Source organism: Sorangium sp. So ce295 (genome assembly GCF_051527405.1).
GTDB classification, from domain to species: Bacteria; Myxococcota_A; Polyangia; order Polyangiales; family Polyangiaceae; genus Sorangium; species Sorangium cellulosum_B.
This window is the reverse complement of record NZ_CP150324.1, coordinates 11,603,765-11,630,706: the sequence shown is the minus strand read 5'-3', so window position 1 is coordinate 11,630,706 and position 26,942 is coordinate 11,603,765. Positions and strand designations below refer to the sequence as shown.

Annotated in this window: 18 protein-coding genes and 1 tRNA gene; 7 read left to right on the top strand and 12 right to left on the bottom strand. The window is 74.5% G+C overall.

What is annotated here, in order from left to right; genetic code table 11:
* Positions 1-6 precede the first annotated feature (6 nt).
* Genes WMF11_RS44105 through WMF11_RS44090 form a run of 4 tightly spaced genes read left to right on the top strand, consistent with a single transcriptional unit; the run spans position 7 to position 5,567 of the window.
* Positions 7-3,078, top strand: coding sequence for a PEP/pyruvate-binding domain-containing protein (locus tag WMF11_RS44105; protein WP_437975033.1), 3,072 nt, complete (start codon positions 7-9; stop codon positions 3,076-3,078).
* Positions 3,075-4,055 carry a pseudouridine synthase gene (locus WMF11_RS44100; RefSeq protein WP_437975032.1) on the top strand — a complete coding sequence of 327 codons (981 nt, stop codon included), beginning with the start codon at positions 3,075-3,077 and terminating at the stop codon, positions 4,053-4,055. The genes WMF11_RS44105 and WMF11_RS44100 overlap by 4 nt, the downstream gene beginning before the upstream one ends.
* Positions 4,052-4,855, top strand: a complete 804-nt coding sequence (locus WMF11_RS44095) for a hypothetical protein (RefSeq protein ID WP_437975031.1) — start codon at positions 4,052-4,054, stop codon at positions 4,853-4,855. Before WMF11_RS44100 ends, WMF11_RS44095 begins: the two co-directional genes overlap by 4 nt.
* Before the next feature lie 34 nt (positions 4,856-4,889).
* Positions 4,890-5,567 (top strand): hypothetical protein, encoded by a 678-nt coding sequence (locus WMF11_RS44090; RefSeq protein ID WP_437905082.1) that lies wholly within the window; start codon positions 4,890-4,892, stop codon positions 5,565-5,567.
* A 40-nt stretch (positions 5,568-5,607) separates the two neighbouring features.
* Here the strand turns inward: WMF11_RS44090 and WMF11_RS44085 are convergent, their stop codons facing one another.
* The 5 genes from WMF11_RS44085 to WMF11_RS44065 form a co-directional block, all read right to left on the bottom strand.
* The gene (locus WMF11_RS44085) at positions 5,608-6,519 is read right to left on the bottom strand and encodes a 3-hydroxyacyl-CoA dehydrogenase family protein (RefSeq protein WP_437911088.1); all 912 of its coding nucleotides are present in this window, start codon (positions 6,517-6,519) and stop codon (positions 5,608-5,610) included.
* A 5-nt stretch (positions 6,520-6,524) separates the two neighbouring features.
* Positions 6,525-7,052: a hypothetical protein gene (locus WMF11_RS44080; protein WP_437905081.1), complete on the bottom strand. Its 528-nt coding sequence runs from the start codon at positions 7,050-7,052 to the stop codon at positions 6,525-6,527.
* A 118-nt stretch (positions 7,053-7,170) separates the two neighbouring features.
* Positions 7,171-9,642 carry an AAA family ATPase gene (locus WMF11_RS44075; protein WP_437975030.1) on the bottom strand — a complete coding sequence of 824 codons (2,472 nt, stop codon included), beginning with the start codon at positions 9,640-9,642 and terminating at the stop codon, positions 7,171-7,173.
* Between the two features lie 241 nt (positions 9,643-9,883).
* Positions 9,884-14,608: a VIT domain-containing protein gene (locus WMF11_RS44070; RefSeq protein ID WP_437975029.1), complete on the bottom strand. Its 4,725-nt coding sequence runs from the start codon at positions 14,606-14,608 to the stop codon at positions 9,884-9,886.
* A 5-nt stretch (positions 14,609-14,613) separates the two neighbouring features.
* Positions 14,614-15,192 (bottom strand): RNA polymerase sigma factor, encoded by a 579-nt coding sequence (locus WMF11_RS44065; RefSeq protein ID WP_437975028.1) that lies wholly within the window; start codon positions 15,190-15,192, stop codon positions 14,614-14,616.
* A 264-nt stretch (positions 15,193-15,456) separates the two neighbouring features.
* On the opposite strand from WMF11_RS44065, the gene WMF11_RS44060 reads away from it, so the two are divergent.
* The gene (locus WMF11_RS44060; RefSeq protein ID WP_437975027.1) at positions 15,457-16,647 is read left to right on the top strand and encodes a S1C family serine protease; all 1,191 of its coding nucleotides are present in this window, start codon (positions 15,457-15,459) and stop codon (positions 16,645-16,647) included.
* Positions 16,648-16,820: 173 nt separating this feature from the next.
* Positions 16,821-17,594, top strand: coding sequence for a Stp1/IreP family PP2C-type Ser/Thr phosphatase (locus WMF11_RS44055; protein ID WP_012240508.1), 774 nt, complete (start codon positions 16,821-16,823; stop codon positions 17,592-17,594).
* Positions 17,595-17,762: 168 nt separating this feature from the next.
* Here the strand turns inward: WMF11_RS44055 and WMF11_RS44050 are convergent, their stop codons facing one another.
* The 7 genes from WMF11_RS44050 to WMF11_RS44020 form a co-directional block, all read right to left on the bottom strand.
* Positions 17,763-18,188, bottom strand: coding sequence for a hypothetical protein (locus WMF11_RS44050; protein ID WP_437975026.1), 426 nt, complete (start codon positions 18,186-18,188; stop codon positions 17,763-17,765).
* Positions 18,185-18,907, bottom strand: a complete 723-nt coding sequence (locus WMF11_RS44045; RefSeq protein WP_437546461.1) for a sigma-70 family RNA polymerase sigma factor — start codon at positions 18,905-18,907, stop codon at positions 18,185-18,187. The genes WMF11_RS44050 and WMF11_RS44045 overlap by 4 nt, the downstream gene beginning before the upstream one ends.
* A 225-nt stretch (positions 18,908-19,132) precedes the next feature.
* Positions 19,133-19,206, bottom strand: a tRNA-Gln gene (locus WMF11_RS44040).
* Positions 19,207-19,245: 39 nt separating this feature from the next.
* On the bottom strand, positions 19,246-20,514 hold the full coding sequence (locus tag WMF11_RS44035) for a hypothetical protein (protein ID WP_437975025.1): 1,269 nt from the start codon (positions 20,512-20,514) through the stop codon (positions 19,246-19,248).
* Between the two features lie 230 nt (positions 20,515-20,744).
* A complete protein-coding gene (locus WMF11_RS44030) occupies positions 20,745-22,079 on the bottom strand; it encodes a hypothetical protein (RefSeq protein WP_437975024.1) in 1,335 nt (444 codons plus the stop codon).
* Positions 22,076-22,381, bottom strand: a complete 306-nt coding sequence (locus tag WMF11_RS44025) for a hypothetical protein (RefSeq protein WP_437546455.1) — start codon at positions 22,379-22,381, stop codon at positions 22,076-22,078. The genes WMF11_RS44030 and WMF11_RS44025 overlap by 4 nt, the downstream gene beginning before the upstream one ends.
* A 485-nt stretch (positions 22,382-22,866) precedes the next feature.
* Entirely contained in the window at positions 22,867-25,716 is a 2,850-nt protein-coding gene (locus tag WMF11_RS44020) for a hypothetical protein (protein WP_437905075.1), read from the bottom strand.
* Positions 25,717-25,976: 260 nt separating this feature from the next.
* Here WMF11_RS44020 and WMF11_RS44015 point away from each other — a divergent pair, with 260 nt between their 5' ends.
* On the top strand, positions 25,977-26,936 hold the full coding sequence (locus WMF11_RS44015; protein WP_437975023.1) for a PEGA domain-containing protein: 960 nt from the start codon (positions 25,977-25,979) through the stop codon (positions 26,934-26,936).
* Positions 26,937-26,942 lie beyond the last annotated feature (6 nt).

The window sequence follows — 26,942 nt, the reverse complement described above, 5'->3', positions numbered from 1 at the left end:
CGTCACATGCCCCTGACCCAGGCCGCCGAACCGTGTTACTCCCTCGGCATCGACGTGGCCGACCCCACACGCACCGCCCGCGCCGACGGCGCGACCGACCCGCCCACCGTGCGCGAGTGGCTCAAGCCGCTCGAGAGCGCCGGCCTGCGCCGCCACACGAGCGCGAAGCGCGTCGGCGGCAAGGCGGCCTCGCTCGGCCGCCTGCTCCGCGACGGCTTCCCGGTGCCGCGCGGGTGGGTGCTCGACGCGCGGTGCTTCACGGAGCTCGTCGACCGGCAGCTGCCGCCGGGGCACGACCTCGCCACGCTGATCCGGCTCTCGGGCACGAGGGCGGGCGTCGACCGGGCGGCGCGCGCGCGCGACCGCATCCTGAGCGAGCCGCTGCCCGAGGCGCTCTCGACCGCGCTGCGGGCGCTCTGGCAGGCCGTCGAGCAGGAGGCGCCGTGGGGCCTCGCGGTGCGGTCCAGCGCCACGTGCGAGGACAGCGAGGAGACGTCGATGGCGGGGCTCGCGACGTCCGTGCTCGGCGTGCGCGGCGAGGCCGGGCTCGACGCCGCGATCCGGCAGGTCTGGGCGAGCGCCTTCCTGCCGCGCGCGCTCGCGTACCTCGCGCACGCCGGCATCCGCGACGTCGCGATGGGCGTCGTGCTGCAGGTCATGGTGCGCGCCGAGGCCGCGGGCGTGCTGTTCACCGCGCCCCCGCCTGGGCTCGAGGGCGAGCACTGGCACGCCGGCGAGCGGCTCGTGAACGCCACGCTCGGGCTCGGCGCGCCGGTCGTCGACGGCGCCGCGGCGGCCGACACGATCCGGCTCGCGCGCGACGGCGGCAGGGTCGTCGCGTCGGCGGTGGCGCAGAAGCGGCGCGCGCTCGTCGTGGGCGCGGCCGGGCTCGAGGAGGTCCCTGTGCCCGAGGCGAGCGCCGAGCAGCCGGCGCTCGGCGAGGCCGCGCTGCGGCAGCTCGCCGAGCTCGCCGAGCGGCTCGAGCAGGGCGGCAAGGGCCCGTTCGACGTGGAGTTCGCGGTCGAGGCGGTCGAGGAGCGCGGCGAGGACCCGCCCGGCGCGGCGCTCGTGGTCGACGGGGAAGGGCCGTCCGACCCGCCGGAGGCCGCCGCCGCGGCGGGCGCGTCCGCTCCGGTGGCGCGGGAAGCCGGGGAAGGCGCGCCCTCCCCGGCGGCGTCGGAGGCCGGCGAAGGCGCGCCCTCCTCGGCGGCGCGGCGCGTGTGGCTGCTCCAGGTGCGCCCGGTGAGCGGCGGCGGCTTCCCCGAGGGCGGCGACGCCGACACGATCTGGTCGCGCGCCAACGTGGGCGAGGCGCTCCCCGGCGCGGCGACGCCGCTCACCTGGTCGGTGGCGCGGGCGTTCTCCGACCGGGGCTTCCGCGAGGCGTTCGCCGCGCTCGGCTGCCGCGTGCCGCGGGGCGCGCGCCTCGTGGCCAACGTGCACGGGCGCTTCTACCTCAACCTCACCGCCTTCATGCGGATCGCGGCGCAGGTCCCGGGGCTCTCGCCGCGCGCGCTGCTCGGCATGAGCGGCGGGGCGAGCGAGGCGCTCATCGCGCGGCTCGCCGAGCAGAGCGAGGGCGTCTCGCGGCGCGGCTTCTATGCGCGGCTGCCGCTCACCGGGCCGCGGCTCCTCCTCCGGCAGGCGCGGCTCGAGCGCGAGGTGGCGGCCTACGAGGGCGAGGCGCTCTGGGCGCAGCGCGCCCTCTCCGAGCTCGACATGACGCTCCTGCCGGACGACGCCATCGGCACCACGCTCCGGAGCGTCTTCCTGCTGCTCGAGCGGACCGGCACGCGGATGCTGCACTGCGCGTCGGCGTCGCTCGCGAGCCACCTCGCGCTGTGCAAGGCGCTCGAGCGCATCGCGGGCCGACGCGCCTCCGCGCGCTCCGCCTCCGGGGAGGCGCACCTCGACGCGCCGGCCGGGCGCGCGGAGACGAACGTCGAGCACCTGGCGCAGGTGCTCGCGGGCGGCGTGCGCGAGCTCGACAGCGCGGGGCCGGGCATCGAGCTCGCGCGGGTCGCCGAGCTCGTCATGCAGGATCGGACGGCGCGCGAGCGGCTCCTCGCCGGCAACGTCCTGTGGCCGCGCGACCTGCCCGAGGGGCCGGCGCGCGACGCGTACGCGCGGTTCCTCGACGCCTACGGCGATCGCGCCGTGCGCGAGGCGGAGCTCGCGACGCCGCGCTGGCGGGAGGACCCGTCGCCGGTCGTCGCGATGCTCACGGCGTCGCTGCGCGGGGCGCCGGGTGATCCGGAGCGCGCGCTGGCGCGCGCCCGGGCGCTCGCCGATCGGGAGATGGCGATGCTCGAGACGCGCGTGCCGCGGCTGGAGCTCGCGCTCCTGCGCACGCTCGTCGGCCGCGCGCAGCGCTACGTGCGCCTGCGGGAGCGCATGCGCACGTGGGTGACGCGCGTCCTCGGCATGCTGCGCAGGGTCGCGCTCGACATCGACCGGCGCCTCCGGCGCATCGATCCCTCGCTGGAGCCCGGGAGCGTCTTCTTCTGCACTTACGAAGAGCTCGCGACGGCGCTCTCCAGCGGTCGCGCCGACGTGGGCCACCTCGTCCGGCTGCGGCGCGCCGAGCACCTCCGCGACGCCGCGCGCCCCGATCCGCCGGCCACCTTCATCGGCCGGCCGCCGCCGGTCGTGCTGCCGCCCGCGTCCGGGGAGCGCCTGCTCGGGCTGCCGGCGAGCCCTGGGGTCGTCGAGGGGCGGGCCCGCGTGCTCGATCCGGGCGCCTCGGCGCTCGACGCGGTGGCGCCGGGGGAGGTGCTGGTCGCGCGCACGACCGACGTCGGCCTCTCGCCCCTGTTCCTGGTCGCCGCCGCGGTCGTGACCGAGCTCGGCGGCCCCATGTCGCACGCCTCGATCGTCGCGCGGGAGTACGGCATCCCTGCGGTGGTGAACGTCCCCGGCGTGACGCTGGCGATCAAGACGGGCGATCGGCTTCGCATCGACGGCGATCGCGGCGTGGTCGAGCGCCTGGACGAGCGCGCCTCGCCGTCGTCGCCGGGCGTCGTCGCCGGGGGAGCTCCCGGGGGCGGCGTTGCCCCGCGCGCGGCGCTGCCCGGATGACGGCCGCGCGCTTCCGCGTCGGGCCCTCGGACGGCCCCACGGTGGCCGACGTCCTCGAGCGCGCGGGCGGCGCGTCACGGGGCCTCGCGGGCGCGGCGGCGGAGGGGCGCGCGTTCCTGAACGGCCGGCGCGCGCGGCCTGGCGACGCCGTGGCCCTCGGCGACGAGCTCGCGGTGTGGCCGGCGCGGCGCGACGCGCCGGGGGCGCCGCCGGTGGAGGTGCTGGCGCGCTGGGGGGAGCTCCTCGTCGCGTCGAAGCCTGCGGCGCTGCCGACGGAGCCGGAGCGCCGGGGCACGCGGTCGCTGGTCACGGAGATCGCAGAGCTGCTCGGGCTGCGCGACCCGCCGCACGCGGCCTCGCGGCTCGACGTCGGCGTGAGCGGCGCGGTGCTGTGCGCCACGGGCGCGCGGGGCCGGCGGCACCTCGCGGCGATGCGCGAGGCGGGGCGCATCGCTCGGGTCTACGTGGGCATCGCCGGGGGTCGCGTCGACGGGGCGGGCACGTGGGATGCGCCCATCGGCGCGGCGCGGGCGCGGGGCGGTCGCAGCCTGCCTGCGGTGGGCGGCGCGGACGCGAAAGACGCGGCGACGCGTTACCGCGCGGTCGCCTCGGCGGGCGGCGGCGCGGCGCCGGCCACGCTGCTGCGCCTGGATCCGGTGACGGGCCGCACGCACCAGCTCCGGGTGCACGCGGCGCACGCGGGGGCGCCGCTCCTCGGCGATCGCGACCATGGAGGGGCCAGGTCGGTGACCACGGCGAGGGGCCGGGTGATCCCCCTCTCGCGCGTCGCGCTGCACGCCTTGCGGGTCACGGTGCCGGACGAGCGCGGCGAGCTCTGCGCGGCGATCGCGCCGGTGCCGGACGAGCTCCGCGAGCTCTGGGGGGCGCTCGACGGCGACGGCTCGGCGTGGGAAGAGGTGCTCTCCGCGACGCTCGAGGCGGCCCTGCCGCTCGGGCCTCCTTCCGGTACCCGATGACCTCGCCTCGCCCTCTCACCCGCGCCGCCCTGGGGCTCCTCGCTGGCCTTGCTCTTGCTGCCGCCGGCGTGGTTGCCGTCGCCGAGCCCGAGGCTCCGCCGTCCCGCGCGGGGTATGCGCCGGACCCTGCCCCGCGGCCCAGCGCGAAGCAGTGGGTCTTCGACGTGCAGTACGCGAAGGGGAGGGGCTCGATCGTGCGCGTGCGGCCGGTGGCGCTCGACCGGCCCCTGGCGACGGCGCGGGTGATGGGCCGGTTCGCGATCGAGCTGTACGTGGGCCAGGAGCTGCTCGATCGGGTCCGCTTCGACGTGCCGCTGACGGGGGACGCGCCGGAGCGGCCGCCGGGCGCCCTGCTCCGCCGTCCGACGTTCGACAACGGCGTGACGACGCGGCTGCGCGTGCAGATGGCGGACAACCCGCGCGCGAGCTGGGCCAAGCTGGTGGACCGGAAGACGGGCGCGGAGGAGCGCTTCCTCTGGCCGCCGGAGCCGGACGGCCGCCTCGTGTCGCTGAGCGCGCAGGGCGGGGTGGCGCTCGACGGAGGCGCGCCGGGGGATGCGGGCAAGGTGCCTGCGGACGCCGGGGGACCGGCGGATGCGGGCTGGCTGGACGCGGGCCCCGATGGGGGCTCTCCGCCGGTGGACGCGGGGTGGCCGGACGCGGGGAGGCTGCCGGTGGACGCGGGGTGGCCGGACGCGGGGAGGCTGCCGGTGGACGCGGGGTGGCCGCCGGTGGACGCGGGGCAGCCGCCGGTGGACGCGGGGCAGCCGCCGGATCCGTTCAGGCCGCGGCGGAAGTAGCGCGGCCTGCCTGAGCTGCGGTACCTTGGCGGGCATGCAGGACCGCTCGCTCGCTGTCGTCGCATCGCTCGCCCTCGCCGTCGTCTTCTCCGCGGCGCCGGTCGCCGCCCAGCCGCCTGCGGGCAAGGAGAAGCCGCAGGCGGCTGCGCCTGAGCCGGCGGCAGCCGCGCCCGACGCTGCTCCGTCGCAGCGCAAAGATCCCAGCGGGCACACCGGCATCAGCCCCTACACGGAGCAGGTCCTGAAGGGCCAGGCGTCGTTCGTGGCGCGCGACATCCCCGGCGCGATCGCGGCCTTCCAGGAGGCGATCAAGCAGGATTCCTCGAAGATGCTCGGCTTCTATCTGCTCGGCGAGGCGATGCTGGAGTCCGGCAACATGGCGGAAGCCGAGACGGCCTGGACCACGGCGACCGGCAAGAAGGGCACGGAGGAGCTCCACGCCAAGGTGCTCTTCTGCCTCGCCGATCTGCGCGAGCGTCAGAAGAACTGGCAGGCGGTGAAGGAGGCGTGGGGGGCCTACAGCGCGTACCTGACGAGCAACCCCAAGGCGACCGGCTATCCGGCGACCGCGGCGGAGCGGCAGAAGCAGGTCGACCGACGGATGAAGGACGAGAAGGACTACGCCGTGGTCAAGGAGCGTATCGTCCAGCGCGAGGCCGAGCGCCTGAAGGAAGCCGAAGAGAACGCCAAGAAGGACAAGATGAACCGGTAGCGCGCCCCCGGCCGCGCGCGGCGCCCGCCGCGCTCGCTCCCTACCCGCGGCGCCAGCCGTCGCTGGGCTGGGCCCCCGCCTCCGTCCACCGGTAGAACCCTTCCCCCGTCTTCTTCCCGAGCTTCCCCGCCCGCACCATCTGCCGCAGGATCACCGGCGGCCGGAACTGCTCCCCCACCTCGCGGTGGAGGTGCTCCAGGATGGCGAGCCGCACGTCGAGCCCCACGAGATCCGTCAGCTTGAGCGGCCCCATCGGGTGCCGGTACCCGAGCTCCATCGCCCGATCGATGTCGACAGCCGACGCCACCCCGGCCTCCAGCATCCGCATCGCCTCTGCGCCGAGCGCCACGCCGAGCCGGCTCGTCGCGAAGCCGGGCGTGTCGTTCACCACGATCGGCGTCTTGCCCAGGCGCCTCGCCACCGAGAGCGCCGCCGTCACCGTCGCCTCGTCGGTCTCGAGCCCCCGCACCACCTCGAGCAGCTCCATCACCGGCGGCGGGTTGAAGAAGTGCAGGCCGATCGTGCGCCCGCCCGCGCCGAGCCGGCGCCCGAGCTCCGTGACGCTCAGGCTCGACGTGTTCGTGCCGAGCAGCGCCCGCTCCGGCGCCGCCGCCTTCACCCGGCCGAGCACCTCGACCTTGAGGTCCATCCGCTCGGGCACCGCCTCGATCACGAGATCGGCGTCCGCCGCCGCGCGCTCGAGATCCGGCGACGCCACCAGCATCCCGATCATCTCGCTGCGCGCCTCGTTGAGCATCTTGCCCTTCTGGACGAGGCGATCGGTCGCGCGCTTGAGGTCCTCGATCGCCGCGCCGATCCGCGCGGCGTCGACGTCGTACAGGCGCGTCACGTAGCCGGCGACCGCCGTGACCTGCGCGATCCCCTGGCCCATCGTGCCCGCGCCGAGCACAAGCACCGTGCGCATGCGCGCCGCGGCGGGGACCACCGCGATCTCGCTCACTTCGACGGCGCCGGGGCGCCGTCCTTCTGCCGCGCCTCCATGCGCTTGCGCACCTGATCCACCTCCTGCGGCGTCAGCTTGCGCAGGTTCGCCGGGCCCGGCGCGGCGGTGCCCGCCGCGCGCGCGGCTGCGGCGGCGCTCAGGGCCTCCGCGGCCGCCCCTGCCGCGGGCCCGGTCGGCGCCGCCGGGCGCGCGCCGGGCTGAGCCGCGGGGCGAGCCTCGGCGGTCGCCGGGCGCGCGCCAGCGGGGGCGGGGCGAGCGCCGGCCGCGGCCGGGCGAACCTCGGCGGTCGCCGGGCGCGCGCCCGCCGGCGCGGCCTGCCCTGCGGCGCCGTCGTCGTCGCTGCTCATCGCGAGAAACGTGACGCCAGCCACCACGAAGACCGCGAGCCCCAGCGCAGGGACCCAGTTCGGGGTGGGCGGCTCGTCCGCCGGCAGCGCGCGGGCGGGCTCCCCGTCGAAGCCATGGTGATCGCTCACGTCGTGCGCCGGGGCCGCGTGAGCCTCGTGATGGGCCGTGCTCATGCGCGGACAGTTGCCGCACTTCGAAAGCGGCGTCGAGGGGGTTCCACGCGCTTCCACGCGCTTCCACGTCCCGCCCACGTACCACCCGCGCCCCGCCGGCCAGAACGGCCGGGCGCGCTCAGCCCGCGAGCCGCCGGTGGCTGTCGAGCGCCGCGCGCTGATCCTCGAGATCGTCGCCGTAGACGGCCTCGATCGCCTCCGCCGCGAGGCGGTGCTGCCGCTCCGCCGTCTCCTTCGGCTGCATCCCGTACGCGGCGTCGCGGATCAGCACCGTGCAGAACTCGAAGCGGTGCTCCCCCATCCGCGACCAGATCCGCTGCGCCTCGCCGAAGCGCAGGTGATCCACGAGCGCCGAGGCGTCCGGGATCATCCGGGCGAGCACGCGCGTGTCGAACTCGCGCCCCAGCACCGCGGCGGAGATCACCGTCTGCCGCGTGCGCGGCTCGAGCCGCTCGAGCCGCGCGACGAGCAGGCTGTTCACGGTCCGCGGCGGCATGAACCGGCTCGATCGCGCGGCGTCGTGGGCCGACCCGTACCGCCCGTCCTCCAGCCAGTACGCGAGGATCTCCTGCGCGAAGAACGGATTCCCCCCCGCGGTCTGGCCGAGCAGCGACCCGAGCATCGTGGGGAGCGGGCCGCCGAAGAACGGCTCCGCGAGCGCGAGCAGCCGCTCCGCCGGGAGCGGCGCGAGCTCGATCGCCTGCGACGGGATGCCGGCGTCGAGCGGGATGCGGGCGTCCACGCCCTCCCCCGAGGACGCCGCCGGCCGCGCCGAGCAGATCACCGCCAGCGGCAGGTCCCTGCAGGCGGCCGTGATCGCGCGCACCGCGTCGAGCGAGGTCCGATCGGCCCACTGCGCGTCGTCGAGGTGCACCACCACCGGCTGCAGCGAGCTCTCCGCGACGAGCAGCGCGGCGAGCGCCTCGAGGACCTCGTCGCGCCCGCCGGCCTCGGCCCCCGCCTCCTGGCCGCGCAGCCTGAGCAGCCGCGCGAACGCCCCGCGCGACCTGTCGATCCCGGCCCGCACCTCGGTCCAGCTCTCGGGCAGCCGCTCCAGGAGCAGCTCCAGCGCGAGATCGAGCCCCGCCTCCTTGGCCCGCTGGCCGAGCTCCGACGAGATCCCGAGGTACTCCTTGAGCGCGAACTCGAACGCGTAGAGCGGGGTCCTCAGCGTCTGATCGCAGCGGGCCTCGATCCACAGGAGCGGGCGCATGTCCATGAGCTGCGCGCGCTGGTGGCGGTAGCTGTGCACGAGGTAGCTCTTGCCGATGCCCGCCTCGCCGAGGATGTACACGACGCCCGCGGAGCGCCCGGTGAACAGGGGCTCGAGCGCCTGCGTGAGCCGCCCGAGCTCGACCTCGCGGCCGATGGGGCCGAGGTCGTAGAACTCCTCCTGCACCGCGATGCGCCGCCGCTCGAGCGAGTAGACGAGGATCGGCAGATCGAACCCGTCGAACCGGAAGATGTTCTCCGTCGACCACTGGTGGCTCGCCTCGCCCGCGCGGAACGCCCGCTCGTCCGCCCAGATCGACGACGGCGCGGCCTTCCGCGCGATCTGCGCGGCGAGGTGGATGGCGCGGCCGACGCACGCGAACTCGCGGCGGCCCACGGCGCCGAAGAAGCCGACCAGGCAGCGCGCGCGGGTGACGCCCACCGCGAGCCGGGGCACGCCGAGGCCGTTGCTCTTCAGCTCGAGCGCGAAGTCGAGGGCGCGATCGTGGTCGCTCTCGTGCGCGACGGGCGCGCCGAAGTAGAACTGCGCGCCGAAGCCGCGCTCCGTCACGGTCATGCCGGCGAACGTCGCGCCGTACATCGCCGAGATCTCGTGCAGCTGCTGGAGGAGCTCCGTCGGGCTCGCCACCCGATCGAGCGAGACCGACACCGTCGTCACCTCGCGGATCTCGCCCTCCGGCGCGAGATCGCCCGCGCCCGGCGGCAGGAACGCCTCGACGTCCGCGTCCGTCGGGGCCGACGTGATCGTCAGCGAGGGGGGCCCGCTCAGGAGATCGGCCTCGTCGAGCTCCGCCACGCTCTCCCGCGCGCTCGCCGCGGGGAGCCGCTCGCGGAAGCTGCGATCGAGGTGGAGCTCGCTGTCGTCCACCCCGCGGTCGGTCGCCTGACAGGCCTCCATCGCGGGGCCGTAGATCAGGTAGTACGCGCGATCCGGGGCGATGCGCACGATCGTCCAGTGGACCGTGCCCCAGGCGAGCCCGATCCTGAACGGCGTCTGCGCGCCCCCGGCGCCCAGCGCGCGCCGCGCCGCGAGCTCCAGGAGGCTGCGCCGCATCGCGAGCGCCGCGCTGCGGGCGTGCCGGGTGACGTTGCGCCCTGGCCGATCGGGGAACAGCGCCGTGAACCCGCCGGCGGGCGACAGCGTCGCGACGAACCCGCCCGACTGGTGCACGGCCTCGAACAGCGGATCGAAGAACGATCGCAGCGCGTCCGGATCGAGCGCCTGGCGCACGATCATCTGCTCGGCGAGCTCCACGATCGCCGGCAGCGAGACGTGCAGGACAGCCGCGTCGACCGCTCCCGCGTATTGCCCTTCGGCGTCCTGTTCGAGGATGAAGTCCGGGACGAGCGGATTCATGTCGAAACTGTATCGGGTATCTCCGCCCGACACGAGCGCGGCGGGAGGGCCGCTCGATCCCCGGGCGAGCGCGCCCGGGGGGCGACGAATAGGTTGTTACGGAAGCGCGCTGCGGGGGTCGTTCAGGACATGTGAAGGGAGGGGTGCGCAAGAGAGAGCCTCCGCGCGTGGGCGGAGGTCGGTCCCGTCAGGTTCGTCTTCGTCGTCGTCTTCGTCGATTCCGTCAGTTTCGTCCGTTTCGTCAGAACGGCGAAGCCGCCAGGCCGTCGACCGGCACCAGGCGGGAGGTGAAGAAGACGCGCACCGTGCCGAGCTCGAGGCGCGCGCCGTCGAGCGTGAAGGGCACCTTGCGGGTCTCTCCCGCGAGGCGCAGGGTCAGCTCGCCGCGGACCGGGCCCGGCGCGCGGGCCCCCGGGCTCGCGGCGCCGGCGCCTTCCTCGGCCGACGCGCGCGCGATCTCGACGACGTAGCTCCCCTTGGGGAGGCTCCGCAGCGCGAGGGACTCCGAACGCGTGCTCGTCGCGTCGCGCGAGCGCACACCCACCGACGGGAGGGTCGCGCCCATCCACGAGACGCGCCGCCCCTGCGCGTCGATGAGGGAGAGGTCGAGGTCGGCGCCGCCGGTCCACTCGGCGCTGAGCCGCACGTCGCCGGGCAGGTCGGCGGCCGGCGCCGGGTCCGGCTGCGCGAGCCGCCTGTCGATCTCCGCGCGGACGGCGGAGGTCGCGTCGAGGCGGAGCTGGCTCGCGAGCTCGCTCATGCCGCCCTCGCCGGCGCACCGGATCGCGGCGGCGACGAGCTTCGCGTCGGCGGGCGCGAGGTCGGCGAGCGCCACCCGGTGCTGGCACGCGAACGCGGGCCGCCCCGCGGCGTCCCAGAGCTCGGCGAGCCGCGCCTGGGTGGCCCGGTCGCCGGGGCGCACGTCGGCGAGGCCGCCGAGGATGCGCGCGGCGCGGTCGCGCTGCCCCTGCCGCGCCGCGAGGTCGGCCCGGGCGATGAGCGCGTCGGGATCGAGCGCGTCGCGCCCGCTCCAGCGCGCGGTCAGCTCCTGGGCCTCGCCGAGGCGGCCGGTCGTGGCGTAGAGCGCGTAGAGCCCCGCCGTCCTGTCGCGGCTGTCCGGGGCCGCCGCGAGCGCCGCCTCGGCGGCCGCGGTCTTCGCGGCGCTCTCGGGCGCGAGCGTGTTCGTCGCGTCGAAGCTCACCTTGCGATCGAACACCCGGCGCATCGGGATCATCCGCCGCGGGCGCGGGCGCGACCACTCCTCGGCGGCGACGAGGTCATCGCGCGACCTCCGGGCGCGCTCGTCCTGCGGGAGCGCCGGCTTCGGCTCCGCGGGGGCGGCGGCCGTCGGCGCCGGCGCCGGCGCCGGCATGTCGTCGAGCGAGCCCGAGAGGGGATCGAGCTCCTGGGATCGTCGCTTGGCGGGCGACGCCGGGCGGGCGCCGGCCGACGTGCGAGACTCCGCCTTCGCGGCCGGCGCGGCGTCCGGCCAGCCGGAGCCGCCGCCGCCCCTGCCGCTGCCCGACAGGCCGAGGCCCGCTCCGAGCGCGTCGCCCTTCTCCTCGGCGCCCTCGTCCGCCGCGTTGCCGGGCTCCTCCCCCTCGGCGCTCGCGCTCACGCGCTCGGCCTGCTCCTCGCCCGTGAAGGCGGAGGTGAGGCCGTCTCGATCGAGGCCGAACGCCTTGAACATCGCCTCGCTCTCCAGGACGAGCAGCGAGGTGAACCGGCTCGCCACCGAGAAGCGCCGCGACAGCTCGATGACGGCGGGCTTCTGCGCGTCGCCGCCGGTCTCCTCGAGCTCCGCGATCTTCGCCGCGGCGTAGAGGCGCGGGACGAAGGCGTTGCCCGCGCCGCTCGTGGCGACGATGTTGACGGGGTAGGTCTGCTCGAAGCGCTCGCCCGAGACGCGGCCGCGGAGGCGGATCGCGCCGTTGACGTCGGCCCCGGAGCTCATCCGCGCCACGACGAGCGCCTCGCCGCCGGCGCGGATCGGGTCGAGCCGCGCCGGCGTGACCTGGGTCAGGCCGGGCGGGAGCTCGATCTCGGGATCGCGCAGCGCGAGGCCGTACGCCGCGCCGAGGACCGACTGCGCCGCGCTCGCGACCTTCTGGCCGGGCACGTAGGGGACCATCACCCCGCCGCCGCCCCGCGCGAGCGCCCTGAGCGACGTCGTGTCCGCGTCGCTCCCGAGCGCGACCGCGACCACCGCGGCGGCGCCGTCCGCGGGGACCGCGCCGCGCACCGCGGCCTCGATGTGGGCGGGGCGCGTCGGGCCGACCGAGGGCGTGCCGTCGCCGAGGTAGATGATCCGGAGCTCCTTGCCGTCGAGCGGGCCGGCGGCCGCGCGCGCCGCGATCATCGCCGCGGCGAGATCGCTGCCCCCGTCGGGCTCGATGCCGCCGAGGAAGCGCTCGACCTCGCCCGCCGAGGCGGCGCCGGGGGCCATGGGGCGCGCGGCGCCGCCCTGGCCCGCGTCGCCGAGCGAGCGGCAGAGGGTGTCGCACGCGAGCACGACGACCTCGTCGCGCCGGTCCATCTCGCGGACGAGCGACGAGGCGAGCCGCGTCGCGCGGGCGAACCGCTCGCCGACCATGGATCGGCTCGAGTCGACGACGATCGCGTGGCGCCGCGAGGTCGACTCCTGCCACCGCGGGAGCCGGGGCCGGATCGCGATCGCGACGTAGGGCGACGTGTCGCTCGCGATGGCCTGCGCCGCGGCGAGGGAGGCCTCGTGCTCCGCGCCGTCGCGCTTCGACGTCCCGGCCGCGCCGCGCCGCGCGCTGTCCACCCGCGGCGCCGCGGGCGGCGTGGCCGGGGCCGGGGCGGGGGGCATCCGGTAGGCCCAGGCGGTGACGGGCCGGTCGCGATCGGGGAGCGCGTACTCGACCGTGAGGTCGCCGGCCGGCGTGAACCCGCGGGCCTCCAGCGTGCGGCGGTCGGCCGCGCCGTCCGCGGGCGCGGCGGCGAGATCGTAGCCGCGCGTCGCGACGCCGAACTCCCGGTCGTGGCCGAGCACCTGCACGTCGAGCGAGAAGTCGCCGATGTTCGTCGTGCCGCTCTGGTCGTGCGCGAGCGGGTAGGTGAAGCGCCGGACGCCGCCGGCCTGCTCGACGAGCTGCGTGTAGGTGAGCACGACGCGCCGCGAGCCGCGCTTCGGGATGGGGAAGATGCGCAGCTCGAACCGGCCGCCCCGCTGCCACTCGAGCAGCGCGGGGTCGCGCCACGGGCCGGGGACCCAGATGATCTCCTCGCGCGGCTTGGGCGCCTTGGGGGCGGCGTTCTGGAGGACGCCGCGCCAGATCGCGGCCCCGCGATCGCGATCGACGAACGCGCCCTCGATGAGCTTGCCGTCCACCTCGAGCGCGAGCCGCTCGATCTGCGCGCCCGGCGGGAGCGGGAACCGGAAGATGCCCTCGAGCTCCTCGTCGGTGTCGTTGGCGAAGGTCTCGTCGATCTCGGTCCTGGCGACGACGTCGACGATCCGCACCTTGACGGCGTGCCTGGCGAGCCGGACGGCCCGCTCTTTCTCCTGCGTCGCGCCCGGCTTGCGCGCCCTGAGCTCGCCGAGGCCGCGGAGCGCCGGGGCGTCGGCCTCCTCGGCGGAGCGGTCGCTCCACTCGAGCGTGTCGGCGAGCGACGTCGCGCTCGCGACCTCGGGCGCGGCGCCCTTCGCGAGCGTCGCCTCCTCGCCGGCGCGCACCTCGACGGGCTCGCCGCGCTCGCCGGTGACGCGCACGGCGCCGCGGGCCACCTCGACCGAGGCGCGCGCGGCGCCCGCGGTGATCGCGAGCTTGGTCCCGAGCACCTCGATCTGGCCGTGCGGCACCTCGACGCGCGCGGGCGGCGCGCCGGGGCTCGGGGTGACGTCGAGGACGACGGCGCCCTCGTCGACGCGCGCGCGGCGGCCGTCGCCGGCGATCCACACGCGGGAGCCGCGGTCGATGGCGAGCGCGGAGCCGTCCGCGAGCGACAGGTGGGCGCGCGTCCGCGCGTCGGTGCGCAGGGTCGCGCCCTCCGGGAGCGTGGCGCCCGCGGCGAGCGGCGCGCAGGCGCCCGAGGCGTCGCACGCCTCGAGGCCGCCCGACTTGTCGGCCGACGCGCGCGACACCGAGGCGACCTTGCCGGACCACGGCGCCCCGGCCGCCGCGGCGACGGACGGCGCCGTCGTTTCGCCGCCGCGCCGCAGGGCGACCCCGGCCGCTACCGCCGCCGCCGCGGCCAGGGCGGCGGCGGCGAAGGCCGAGCGCCGCCCGAAGGCCATGGGGCGCGCTGCCGGCGCGGTTCGCTCCGGCATCGTGGAGCGCGGTCCGCCCGTGCGCGCCTCGGCCGCGCCGGATCGCGCTCCGGACGTGTCGGAACGCGGCCTGGGCGTAGCGGAACGCCCCTCGGGCGTGTCGGATCGGGCGTCGGCGGTGTCGGATCGCTGCCCGGCGATGTCCGATCGCCCTTCGGCGATGTCCGATCGAATGTCGGCGGTGTCCGATCGCCCTTCGGCGATGTCCGATCGCCCTTCGGCGATGTCCGATCGAACGTCGGCGATGTCCGATCGCCCTTCGGCAATGTCCGATCGAACGTCGGCGGTATCGGATCGCTCTTCGGCGATGTCCGATCGCCCTTCGGCGATGTCCGATCGCCCCTCCGTCACGCCGGATCGCGCGCCAGCGGCGCCGTGTTGCTCCTCGGCGGCCACCTTCAGCACCGCACCGCTCGTTGCGCCCTCCGAAGGGCGCGCCGCCTCGATCCGCCGGAGCAGCGCGTCCGCGAATCCGTCCGCCGGCCGGAAGTCCGCGCCCGCCGCCGCGACCACCTCCGCGGCGCGTGCTGCGTCGTGGCGGAGATCGCGGCACGCGTCGCAGCCAGCGATGTGCTCGTACAGCGCCGGTCGCGCCGTCCCGTCGAGCACCTCCGCGAGCTGCTCCTCGACCTCGCCGCAAAGCCCAACCGAACCCGTCTCTGTCGCGCCCATCGCCCTCACTCCTCGCCCAGCTCGGCCCTGAGCCGCGAAAGCGCGCGGCTCACCCGCTTCCGCGCCGCCGCCTCATCGATCCCGCACGCGATGGCCACCTCATTGAAGGAAAGGCCCGCTTCGAAGCGCAGCACCACCGCCTCGCGCTCGCTCGGCTTGAGCCGCGAGAGCGCGGCGCGGGCGCGCTCGGCCCGCTCGCGCTCCGCGGCGAGCTCGCTCGCGTCGGGCCGCGGCCGGGTGTCGTGGACGAGGCGCAGCCGCGCCTCGCGCCGCGCCCTGAGCTCGGTGTGCCGCCCGCAGAGGCGCCGCGCGATCCCGAAGAGCCAGGCCCGCACGCTCCCCTCGGCGCGGTACTGCGGGAACGCATCGAACGCCGCGAGCAGCGTCTCCTGCACCAGCTCCTCGCTCTCGGCCTGCGACCCCGTGAACGCCATGCACAGCCGGCCCAGCGGCATGGCGTAGGCCTTCGCACACCGCGACAGCGCTTCCCGGAAGTCGCCTGTCCCGATCAGCCCCTCGATCGCGCGCGCCTCGTCGGCCCGCGCGTCGCCCTCCGACCCAACGAGCGCTAACCCAGCTGCCATCGCTGCCTCATCGCCGGCCATGTGCCCCCGTCCCCCGAGTTCGTGACCGGATTTTTTTTCGCCCCCCGCCCCCGGCGGACTCCGGTGTCCGATCCCACGGTACAGCGCGGTCCGACCTTTGCCTTTTGCAATGCGATCCCCGCCGCAGCAGAATCTGCCGTCGCCTCAGGAGCCGCGCTTATGAACGAGACAAGCCCGCCTGGTGTCACCAAGGTCGCCGCGCCCCGAGGCGCGGCGCCGAGCGATCCCGTTGACAGGTCGCGTGTGAAGCGATGGAGACGGTCGCTGGCGCTCGCCGCTGCCGTGTCCGCCGCCGCAGCGCTCGCCGCCCCCGCGGCGCTCGCGCAGGGCGAGGCGCAGGCTCAGGGGGAGGGTGAAGCCCCGCCGGCCGGCAAGCGGGTGGTGCTCCCGACCCGGGCCAGCGCGGGCGGGAAGGAGAAGAAGGCGGCCGCCGCCGAGCCCAAGGGGGGCCCGGCCGAGAAGGACAAGGCGGAGCCGCCGGTGGAGGAGCGCGCCGCGCGCGGCGTGGTGGTCATCGAGCGCGGCGGGCAGGTCCTCGGCCTCGGCGCGGCGCTCGCGGGCGACGGGCGCATCCTGACGGCGCTCTCGCCGCTCGGCGCGGGCAACGACCTCACGGCGCGCCTCGCCGACGGGACCACCGTGCGGGTGAAGCTCGGCCACCACGACCGCGTGTGGGATCTCGCGCTGCTCGTGCCGCAGACCGGCAAGTGGGCCGAGGGGCTCACCGCCTCGTCGCGCGATCCGGTGCGGCCGGACGCGCAGATCCGCTCGTTCTCGGCGGCGCGCGGCAAGGTCGCGGCCACCGCGCTCGTGCTGCGATCGCACAAGACGCTGATCGGCGGCGACGACCGGCCGCTCGATCGCGCGATCGAGCTCGGGTCGCGCGTCTCGCCGCTCGATCTGGGCGCGCCCATCATCGACGAGGACGGCCGCGTGGTCGCGGTCCTGGGCCGCGGCTGCGCCCCGAACGAGGGCAAGCCCTGCACGCCCGTCGCGTTCGGCGTGCCGATCAGCGCGATCAGGGCGTTCCTTCGCGCGGTGCCGCCGACGGCCGTGCCGCCCGCGGCGTGGCTCGGGATCCAGGGCGTCAGCGAGGCGGCGCCGGTCGCGAAGGGGGTCCGGGTCACCGTGGTGCACCCCGAGAGCCCTGCGGACGAGGCCCGCTTGACGGGGGGCGATCGCGCGGAGAGCGACATGATCCTCGCCGTCGACGGCGTGCCCGTCACCAGCCCCGAGGCGCTCTCCGACGCGATCCGGACGCACGCGGTCGGGGAGAAGGTCCCGCTCACCTTGCTGAGCCGCGGGAAGTACCGGCAGGTCACGGTCGTGCTCCGCGCCGCGCCGGATCCGTCGGCCCCCGCGGCGAAGCGGCCGGAGGCCGAGCTCCCGCCGCCGAGCTCGAGCGGCAAGGCGACCGAGGAGTACCGCAAGTAAGCAAAAAATGATGCGGGGCCGCGCGCGGATTCTATAAGCTCGGCGCTCGGGCCCGACCCGGTTGACACCCCGTCAACCGAACCTCCAGGATCGGGCTCGAGCGGCTCGGACGGGCGCGCTCGCGGTTCTCATTCAACCTCGCGCCTCGCGCGGGGCCATCGATCGGGTGATCCGTGTCCCAAACGTTTCGAATCGAAGTGGCCGGCGAGACGAACGTCGGGCGCAAGCGCAACCACAACGAGGACAACTTCGGCATCATGGTGGAGTACGGCCTCTTCATGGTCGCCGATGGAATGGGGGGGCATGCGTCGGGCGAGGTCGCGTCGAAGATGGCGGTCGACGCGATGCAGGACTTCTTCGCCCAGACGCAGGACGACCCGGAGCGGACCTGGCCCTACAAGATGGACCGGTCCAAGGGCTACGAAGAGAACCGGCTGATCACGGGGATCAAGCTCGCCAACCTGCGGATCTACGAGACCGCGCAGCGCGAGGCGAAGAAGCGGGGCATGGGGACGACGTTCGTCGGCATCTTCACGGCGAACGACGGCGTCTACGTCGCCCACGTCGGCGACAGCCGGGTCTACCGCTTCCGCGAGGGCCGGCTCGAGATGCTCACCGAGGACCACTCGCTCCTCAACGACTACATCAAGATGAAGCGGCTCACGCCCGAGGAGATCGCGAACTTCCCGCACAAGAACGTGATCGTGCGCGCGCTCGGGATGAAGGACACGGTCAAGGTCGACACCCGCTTCGAGGTGCCGCAGCTGAACGACACGTACGTCCTCTGCTCGGACGGGCTCTCCGGGCCGGTGAGCGATCTGGAGATGACCCAGATCCTGACGGAGCATCAGGACATCCAGGTCGCGACCGCCAAGATGATCGAGCGCGCCAACGAGAACGGCGGGCCCGACAACGTGACCTGCGTCCTCGTCCGCTGGACGCAATAGTCCGCACGACGCTCGCCGATCCCGCCTGCGCGATGTGCGTCGCAGAGCGACGCTCCCCCGCACAGGAGACGGGTTCAGCTCGGCGTTTTCGGCGCGCAGGCGTGCTCCAGCACGCCGAGCACCGAAAACGTCGAGATGGGCCCGTATCCGCAGCGGGGGAGTGTCGCTCTAGGGCAGGGCGCCGCCGCTCCAGGGGATGAGCACCAGGAAGACGAAGGCGATGAGGGCGAGCATGAAGAGGCTCGTCATCAGGTAGGTCGAGCGCGGCGAACGCGCGGTGCTCCAGCCGTCGCCGTAGAACTTCCCCCTCGAGCGCACCCGGATCCGGCGCTGCACGCCGCGGAGCAGGCTCGGCGGCGCCGCGGGCGGCGGGCGCATCGCCCCGCGGACCAGCTCGCGCAGATCGAGCTCGTCGACGAGCGGCAAGTCGCCGTCCTCGGGGAGATCGCCGTCCTCGGAGAAGTCGTCTCGGGGCGTGGCGGCGGCGGGCGGGCGCTCCACGGGGGGCGCCGAGGGACGGCTGCCGCTCTCCGCGCCCGAAGCGGCCGGCTCATCGGCTCGCCCCGCGCGCTTCGGGTCGTCCGCTCCGCTCATTTCCCGCCTCTCACCTTCTCGCCCATCATCTTCTCGACCAGCGCGCGGAGCTGGCCGCGCGCGCGATGGATCCGGCTCTTCACCGTCCCGTCCGGCAAACCCGTGACCGAGGCGATCTCTTCGTACGACATGTCCTCGACGTCGCGAAGGATGAGCGCCTCCCGGAACTCGGGATCGAGCTGCCCGATGGCGCGCTTCACGACCGCCTCGAGCTGCATCCCCTCCACCAGCTCGTCAGGGCGGCTCACGTCGCCGACGCTCACGCCCTTGGCCGCGGACAGCGGCACCCGCTCGGCCATGGCGTCGACGTCGTCCTGGGCGCCGGCGTGCCGCCGCGAGAGGTACTTCGTCCGGTTTTTGCAGAGATTCACGGCGATCCGATAGATCCACGTCGAGAGCTTCGATTCGCCGCGGAACTGATCGATCGCCTTGAAGACCTGCACGAAGACTTCCTGGGACACGTCCTCGGCCTCGTCACGCCGGCCGAGCATGCGGTAGACGAGCGCGAACACGCGGCGCTCGTACATGATCACGAGCTCGTTGAACGCGCTCTCGTCACGGGCGACGAGCCGCGCGATGAACTGCGCCTCGCCCGCCTCGAGCGGCGCCGCCGACGCGCGCCCCTGCTCCGCGCCCGCAGCGGGCGGAGAGCCGCCTCCGCGGTCCGTATCTACATGGGTAGGGGCTCCGCGTCCGCGGGCCCCTTCATCGCTCGCCACGCCGTCCGGTCCTCCAGGAGCCAGGGGCTCGCGCACGCCGCGCGGCAGGCGCAGAGCCCTCGGTGAGACCACGGTAAACAACCCCGGCTCGACCGCGCCAGACAATAGCGAGCAAGTGACGGCGCAGGACGCGCCCGCGAGGCGGTGCGACCTCGCCCGAGGCGCTCCCGCCCACGCGATGGACATCGGCCGCCATGACCCCCCTCAGAGGGCGCGGGTGCTCGATGGTTCCGGCGCGTGGATTCGAACCACGATTAGGGGATTCAAAGTCCCCCGTCCTGCCCTTGAACGACGCCGGAGTGCTGCGGGACGGAGCCGACCGCCGCGCGGCGCGCACCTTAGCGCGAGTCGCGCAGGATGGCACCCGTCCCGATCCATGAGTCGGCTCTGCGGGCCGGATAGCTGATGCCGCGCGTGGCGTCCGCCTCGGATCGGCCTCGCCTCAGGCGGAACTGCCCGCGCTCGCGGCGACCCGCCGGCGCCGGCTTCGCGCCGGACGCCGAGGCCTTCTCCGCCCGGGGGAGCGGCAGCGCGGGCGCGCCTGTGTCCTCGCCCGGGGTCGCGGTCGCTTCCTCGCGCGCCGGGGCCGCTTCGGCCGCAGCGCCGTCGCGCGCCGGGGCCGCCGCGGGCGCCGCCGCGGCAAGCGCCGCAGCGCCGGCGCTCGCGGCGAGGTCCGGGGCAGGCACGGCGACCTGCGCGGCGGCGGCCGCAACGCCCTGGGCCACGCCGAGGTGCGCAGCCTGCGCGGCCGCAGGCCTCGCAGGCGAGGCCGCAGGGGCGACCACGCTCAGCACCGAGAGGCCCAGCACGAGCACGAGCGCCGCGCTGCCCGCCGCCGCTCCGGCGGCGCCGCGAGAGACGCGGGCGCGCCGCGCGAGCCGCGACCAGGCGCCCGACACCCGCCCGCGCGGCGTCTGATCCGCGTCGCGCGCGCCTCGCGCCGGCCCGGGCTTCGCGGCGCCGGGCTTCAGCGCCCCGGCGCTCGGGAGCGTGTCGGGCGGGGACGAGGGGGCTGCGGGGAAACAGGACGGAATATCAAGAGAAATCGGCTGCGAGGGGCTGTCCCGCCGCAGCACGGCCTCGGCCAGCGGGAACCGGCCGAGGGTGAAGGCCTCGGCGCGCTCGCCGCGCGCCTTCTCGGGGGCGCCCTGGTGGAAGCGGGGCGCCACGGAGCTGAGGTCGTCCGGCGTCAGCGCGAAGCTGAGCGGGCCGGTGGACTCGGGCGCCTCGCCCGCGGCGGAGAGGGCGGGCGCCTCGTCGCGCGGGGGCGGCTGGGAAATGGTCCAGCCGAGCGCCTTCACCTCGCCGGCAGGCGTCCAGCACTCGAGGCCTTCGCGCCAGACGCGCGTGCTGTGGGGGAGCTCCCCCAGCTCCAGCGCGCGCCAGAGCGTGACCGTGCTCATCGCCTCGAGAAAGTCGCCGCGGTCGATGCACCAGGGCTTCGACTCCGCCGGTGCCTCCTCCGCGCCGCCGGCGTGCGACGTGAACGGCATCGTGGGGGCGCTGCAGAGGCTGCTCAGCTGCCCCTGCCCGCACCCCTCCGCGCCGCCCGACGCCGGCACGCCGTCGCCAAGCCCCTCCACCTTGTACGCTGCGCTCGGGCCCATCGCTGTCTCCCTAGCGAGCCGCGGCGGCCCACCCGATGCTGCTTCCGGGTGCACCTCCGCTGCTCTCGTGCGTCGGTAGCGGATGCTGGCGCGGTGGGCCAAGAAAGGTGCCGGGTAGGGCAGGCGCCCAGGCCGGGGGCTGCGTCTGGCGGCAACGCTGCGCGGGCAGGGCGCGGCAACGCTGCGCGGGAGAGGGCGCGGCGGCCGCGGGGGCGTGCCGCGGCCCGGCGTCAGAGGTCGGTGTAGTTGTCGGCGAACATCGCGCGCTGGCCGAGGAAGGCGATCTCGAGCGTGCCGCTGACGTCCGTCCCTCCGGTCGAGCTACGGATCACGTTGAGCGCTGGCATCAGCCGGATGAGCCCGCGGTACTCCGTCCCTGCCGGCGCGCGCGCCAGCGTCACGTGGACCGGAGCGCGCAGGCTGAGGCGGACATCGGCGGGCGCCTCGTCGTTGAGCGCGACCGCCACCTTCGCGCCGAGCGCCGCGCGGAACGTGGCGTTCGCCGCCTTGTCGACGAGCCCGGCGTGCGCCGCGATCGTGAGCTCCTGGCTCTGCACCGGCGCGCCGAGCACCTCCTTCCTGCAGCGCGTGGCAGGGACGAAGGAGGTGGACTGGGTGACCGGATCCACGCCGTGGACGACGTCGCCCGCGGGCTCGCACCACTCGAGCGTGTCCGTCGACGCGGTCCAGCGCGAGTCGAACTTGATCTGCCCTTCGAGCGTGGGCGCGAGCTTCTTCCCGCCCTCGCCGACGTAGACAGCCGCCGCGCCGACGCTCCAGGGGACAGCGGTGAGCTCGCGCGGCGCGTAGGTCGGCGGCAGGCTCTGGTCGCGCCGCTCGGGGCCGGGACCCAGGTAGCTGAACCGGGTGCGGCCGACCGCGCCGCCGACGTAGAGGATCAGCGGGGGATAGGCCGAGCTGCCCTCCCCCTCGAAGTCGAGCCGCGCGAACGAGGCGGAGAGGCGCAGGGTGCCGGTGGGCGTCTGGGCCGCGTCGTCGGTGGCGGAGAACCCGATCAGCGTGGCCAGCCCGTCCTCGGCCGCCACCTCGGCCTCGATCACGGCGCTCACATCCCATGCCGTCGGATCCGTCACCTCGCCGAACCCGGCCAGCACGCCGAAGCCGACCCGCGCGAGCGCCGCGCCCCCGGAGCTACCCGTGATCCCGACCGGAACGATGTAGACGGGCTCGCGGCCCGTGGCGGCCGGCGCGATGGCCGCGCCCCCGGCAGGCGCGAGCGGCGCGATGGGAGCGCCCGACGCGGCCGGGGCGACCGGCGCAATCGCGCGGCCCGGCTGCGCGGGCGCCACGGCCACGCCAGCGCCCGGCGCCGGCGCGGCAGGCGCGGCGGGGGTGCTCGGCGCGGCAGACGGGACCGGCGCCGTGGGGGCGCTGGCCGCCGTGGGGGCGCCGGGCGCCGTGGCGGCCGGCCGGACGGGCGCCGGGGGCGCTGCGCCCGGCGGCACGGGAGCCGACGGCTGCCCCGCGCCCTGGGCGAGCGCGGGCGCGGCCAGCGTGAGCGAGAGCAGCGCTGCGGCGCGCTGGAGCAGCAGGGCGCCCCTCACGGCGCCACCGTGAAACGGAAGGTGAGGCAGTCGGCGCCGCTCGACGTGTCGTATTCGGCGCGGGTGCTCTGGTTCGTCTTGGGATCGAAGGCGAAGATCTGGAACTTGCCGCTTCCGTTCCGGACCCTGAAGCGGAACACGTAGTTGCCGGGATCCAGATCGAACTCGGGGAAGACCGTGTTGCGGATCGAGAACGGCCTCACCCCCGCCGGATCCGCGGTGGGCTCCGGGTCCTCGAACAGATAGCCGACGGCGCTGAGGTGGTACTCGTCGCTGTGGAGCTTGAGCTTGATCCTCTTCATGGTCGAGAGCGATCCTCTCACACGCGCGCGGCACGGTACAGCGGCTGGAGGGCGCGCGACATGGCAGCGATCGGGCTCGCCCGACCGTCCGGACCATTTCTGACGAGCGCAGGTGGGTCATTTCTCGTGAGCGCCGAAGGATGCCGGAGCGGTAATGTTTTTAACCGGGCAACTGCATGGTCGAGCGTCGGGGCGCTCGGGTATCCGTGATGGTTTTGACTTCATGGTGGTACCGGTCATCGGGCGGAGCGGTGGCGACGGGCGCGGGCTTCGGCGCCGACGGGGGCTGTCCGCGAGTTGATTCCTCGCGGCGGCGCTCGTGACGGTCGCGTGTGATGGGAGGGTCCTGGGGAGGATCGGCGAAGACGAGAACGGTTTGGCGTCGAGCGGCGGCGCGGGCGAGGGGAGCGCGAGCTCGTCGTGGTGCGGCTGGTCAGGTAGCCGCCGCCTGCGAAGTGGGGGAGGAGCGTGGCGCCTCGAGGCGCTCAGCCGCCGCTGGCGCGCCGCACGGCGACGCCGACGCCGGCGGTGCTGTAGCAGCCGCTCACTGTCCAGGAGATGGTGGTGTTGGAGCTGGCCACGAGATAGCCGGCCAGCGCGACCATGGTCGTCGGATCGGTCAGGCGCCGGTTCATGGTGGAGGTCGCCGCGGTGGGGCTGATGGTGGCGCCGGTGCTGGCGTTGCGCGCCGCCATCACCGTGTACACGAACGAGTTGGTCGCGCTGAAGTTGGTGCTGACCCCTCGGGACACCGTGCCGCTGCAGTCCGTCGTGTTGGTGTGGATGCCGGTCGTGGTGGCGCTCGCGAACGGGTTCGACTGGTGCACGGCCTTCAGCTCCACCACGTTGGCGAAGTACACGCCCCAGGTGTTCGCGTTCGCCATCTGCACCACCACGGGCTTGTTGCCGGTGGCGGCCGGAAGCTGGCTGTCCAGGAGGTAGTAGATGTGCGCGGCGGAGTTGTTGTCGGCCTGCCGCGTGTTGAAGAGCGTCATCGGCGTGCCGTCGTAGGTGACGCTCACCGGCACGAGCGAGTTCTCGGAGGCGACGATCCCGACAAGGACCATGCGATCGTTGTCCCGCGGTGTCTGCAGGGCGTGGCTCACGTTGATGGTGGGCGCCGAATTCCCGATGGTGCTCAAGGTGCCGGTCGTGCCGGAGTTGACGACGACGATGTCCGGCGAGACGACGCAGTTGCCGTTCGAGCAGATGGACCTCGTCCCCGAGCACACGTGGCCGCAGTCGCCGCAGTTGCTGGCGGTGCCGAGCTGGGTCGTGCAGCCGCCGCTGGGGTCGCCGCAAGCCTTCCAGCCCGGGTCGCAGGTGGGCACGCAGGTGCCGGCCGTGCAGGCGGTGGCGCTCGCGTGCGCCTGGAGGCACTGGGTGTTGCAGGCGCCGCAGGCGTTGACGTCGCCGGAGACGTCCTTCTCGCAGCCGTTCATGCCGTTGCCGTCGCAGCTGCGCCACAGGCCGCTGCACACCGGGTTGCAGCCCGACGAGCTGCATTGATTGCTGGAGACGTGGGCGCTGGCCCCGCTCTGGCACACGAGGTTGCAGCCGAGGCAGTTGTTCTCGTCGTCCCACAGGTCGATGTTGCAGCCGTTCCTCGGTACCCCGCAGTCGTCGTACTGCGCGCTCGTGCATACCGGGTTGCAGGTGCCGTCGAGGCACAGGTTGCTGGTGGTGTGGATTATGTTGCACTGGGTGCCGCAGGCGCCGCAGTTCCCCTCGTCGGTCCTGACGTTGGCCTCGCAGCCGTCGGTCAGCGAGCTGTTGCAGTTGCCGTAGTCCGCCTTGCAGCCGGCGAAGGAGCACGCGCCGCCCTGGCAGGTCGCGGTGGCGTTCGCGTAGATCGTGTTGCAGTTGACGCCGCCGGCGGCCGCGCAGGCGCCGCAGTGGGTCTGGTTCGAGTTGACGTTCGTCTCGCAGCCGTTGTCCGGATTGCCGTCGCAGTCGCCCATCCCGCTGTTGCACGTCCGCACCTTGCAGTCGCCGCCCTCGCACTTGGGGGTGCCGCCGGCGATGGTGCAGGTCTCGCCGCAGGCGCCGCAGTGGCTGAGGCTCGTGTCCGTGCTCGTCTCGCAGCCGTTGTCGTAGCGGCCGTCGCAGTCGGCGAAGCCCGGCTCGCAGCTGCCGATGGCGCAGCCGGTGGCCGTGCACTTGCCGGTGCCGTTGGCGACCGTGCACAGGCCGCCGCACGTGCCGCAGTTCTCCGGATCGGCGGCCAGATTCACCTCGCAGCTGTCCTCGGGGTCGCCGTTGCAGTCGCCCCTGCCGGCCGGGCAAGTCGTCTCGCCGCACACGCCGTCGCGGCACCAGGGCCTGCCGCCCGCCTCGGGCACGCACTCGATGCCGCACCCGCCGCAGTGCAACACGTCACGGGTAGTCGCCCTCTCACAACCGTCGACGACCTGGTCGTTGCAGTCGGTGAAGCCCGCGTCGCACGCGATCTTGCACTCCGACGCCTCGCAATACGCGTCGCCGTTCGCGGCCGGGCACAGCTCGTCGCACCCGCCACAGTGGCTCGAGTCCGTCGAGGTGTTCACCTCACAGCCGTTCTCGGCATTGCCGTCGCAGTCGGCGTAGGGCGCTTCGCACGCCTTGACCTTGCAGGCGCCGCCCTGGCACTCGGCCGTCGCGTGCGGCAGCGCGCACTTCTGGCCGCAGCTGCCGCAGTTGTCCGCGTCGGTGCGGATGTTGACCTCGCACTCCCCCTTGGCCAGGCGATCGCAGTTGGCGTAGCCATCCGGGCAGGTGGGGCCGCACACCCCGTCGATGCAATCGTCGCTAAGGCAGTCCCCGCTCGAGCGGCAGATCTTGCCGTCCTGGCAGCCCCCACAGTCGGCGCCGCAGTCCACGTCGCTCTCGGTGCCGTTGGGCACCCCGTCGGTGCAGGTTGGCGCGACGCATTGGCCGTCCTGGCACACGCCGCTCTCGCAGTCGCTGGCCCGGTTGCACTTCTTGTCGGTCGCGCACTTCTTGTCGCAGCTGCCGCCGCAATCGATGTCCGACTCCGAGCCGTCGCGGGCGCCGTTCATGCAACCCGCTTCCTGGCAGACGCCGTCGATGCACTCGCCCTCGGCGCAGTCGCGGCTCGCGGCGCAGCCGGAGTCGAGCGGGCATGGATCACACTCGCCGCCGCAGTTCAGGTCCGTCTCGCCGTCGGACTGCGTGTCGTCCGTGCAGTGCGCCGGCGGGCCGGATGCCGACGCGAACTCGAAGTCCGGCACGCTGCACGAAGCGGCGGCGGCGAAGATCCCCGCCGTCAGCGCGGCGGCCGAGAACGCGCGGAGCAGCGCGAAGCGACGCAGAAAGCCAAAGCTAGGGGTCGACATCCAGCGACAAAAGTACCATTCGCGGGCGGATTTCGCGGCCATAAAGTGAGAAGGCGGCGTCAGGATCCGCGCATGAAAGCTCCGCCGGCGCGCGCGCACCTCCGACCACGACGCGGTGCGGCGTCGGGCGCGGCGAAGGCCGCGCCCGCCATGTTGACGCGCTCGGCGGAGGCCGCGCCCGCCACGTTGACGCGCGCGGCGAAGGCCGCGCCGCCTCGTTGACAGGAGCGGAGGCCTCAAGTCACCATGGCAGGCGCCGCATGAGGAATTTCCCGCGAATTTTCCGCGTCGCAGCGGTGCTGCTGCTGCTCGAGGCGCCCGCGCTCGCCCAGGACTCCGACGAGCTCAAGCAAGCCCGCGCGCAGTTTCAGCAGGCGACAGAGCTCGAGCAAGCGGGCAACTGGGCCGCGGCCCTGCAGCGGTTCCGCGAGGTCGGCCAGGTGCGGATGACGCCTCAGGTGCGCTTCCACATCGCCGTGTGCGAGGAGAATCTGGGGCGGCTCGTGACCGCGCTCGGTGGCTACGAGCTGGCGCTCGCGGAGGCCGACACGGTGGGGCCCGATTTCCGGGCCGAGGTCGAGCAGTCGATCGGCCGGCTGCGCGCGCGGATCCCGAAGCTCGTCATCGTGCGCGGCAAAGGAGCGGCCTCCGCGGCCATTGCGCTCGACGGCGTCGCCCTCGGCGGGACGTCCATCGGCGTCGAGGTGCCGCTCGATCCGGGGCCTCACGCGCTCACCGCCAAGGCCCCCAATTACAGGCCGTTTCAACAGACGGTGGAGCTGAAGGAGGAGGGGGTGACGCGCGTCGAGGTGACGCTCGAAGCATTGCCGCAAGAGCTGCTGATCCAGGCGGGCGCCTTGCGGGAGAGGCCGCCGTCCAAGGTGGTGCCGTACGTGATCGGGGGCGTCGGCGCCGCGAGCATGATCGGCGCCGGGGTGTTGTTCGGGCTCCGCCAGGGAGCGCTCAAGGATCTGGAAGATGCCTGCGGCCCGGCAGGCAAGTCGTGCCCGGCGTCCATGCAGTCGCGCTACGACGACCTGAAATTCTATCACTATGGCGCGCAGGTGGCGCTCGGCGTCGGCGTCGCCGCGGTCGGCACGGCGACCGCGATCTTGCTTCTTCAGAACAGGAAGCCAAAGCAGCCCGAGAAGACCTCGCTCGAGCTCGTGCCCGTCGCGGGCGGATCCGAGATCGGCGCGAGTCTCTCAGGAACGTTCTGAGGGAGT

What these genes read in the sequence shown, in the direction of transcription:
- WMF11_RS44025 (WP_437546455.1), bottom strand. Translation starts at nt 22,381, where the DNA reads ATGAAGAGGATCAAGCTCAAGCTCCACAGCGACGAGTACCACCTCAGC.
- WMF11_RS44050 (WP_437975026.1), bottom strand. Translation starts at nt 18,188, where the DNA reads ATGAGCGGAGCGGACGACCCGAAGCGCGCGGGGCGAGCCGATGAGCCG.
- WMF11_RS44080 (WP_437905081.1), bottom strand. Translation starts at nt 7,052, where the DNA reads ATGAGCACGGCCCATCACGAGGCTCACGCGGCCCCGGCGCACGACGTG.
- WMF11_RS44075 (WP_437975030.1), bottom strand. Translation starts at nt 9,642, where the DNA reads ATGAATCCGCTCGTCCCGGACTTCATCCTCGAACAGGACGCCGAAGGG.
- WMF11_RS44070 (WP_437975029.1), bottom strand. Translation starts at nt 14,608, where the DNA reads ATGGGCGCGACAGAGACGGGTTCGGTTGGGCTTTGCGGCGAGGTCGAG.
- WMF11_RS44035 (WP_437975025.1), bottom strand. Translation starts at nt 20,514, where the DNA reads ATGGGCCCGAGCGCAGCGTACAAGGTGGAGGGGCTTGGCGACGGCGTG.
- WMF11_RS44100 (WP_437975032.1), top strand. Translation starts at nt 3,075, where the DNA reads ATGACGGCCGCGCGCTTCCGCGTCGGGCCCTCGGACGGCCCCACGGTG.
- WMF11_RS44020 (WP_437905075.1), bottom strand. Translation starts at nt 25,716, where the DNA reads ATGTCGACCCCTAGCTTTGGCTTTCTGCGTCGCTTCGCGCTGCTCCGC.
- WMF11_RS44090 (WP_437905082.1), top strand. Translation starts at nt 4,890, where the DNA reads ATGCAGGACCGCTCGCTCGCTGTCGTCGCATCGCTCGCCCTCGCCGTC.
- WMF11_RS44065 (WP_437975028.1), bottom strand. Translation starts at nt 15,192, where the DNA reads ATGGCAGCTGGGTTAGCGCTCGTTGGGTCGGAGGGCGACGCGCGGGCC.
- WMF11_RS44105 (WP_437975033.1), top strand. Translation starts at nt 7, where the DNA reads ATGCCCCTGACCCAGGCCGCCGAACCGTGTTACTCCCTCGGCATCGAC.
- WMF11_RS44015 (WP_437975023.1), top strand. Translation starts at nt 25,977, where the DNA reads ATGAGGAATTTCCCGCGAATTTTCCGCGTCGCAGCGGTGCTGCTGCTG.
- WMF11_RS44095 (WP_437975031.1), top strand. Translation starts at nt 4,052, where the DNA reads ATGACCTCGCCTCGCCCTCTCACCCGCGCCGCCCTGGGGCTCCTCGCT.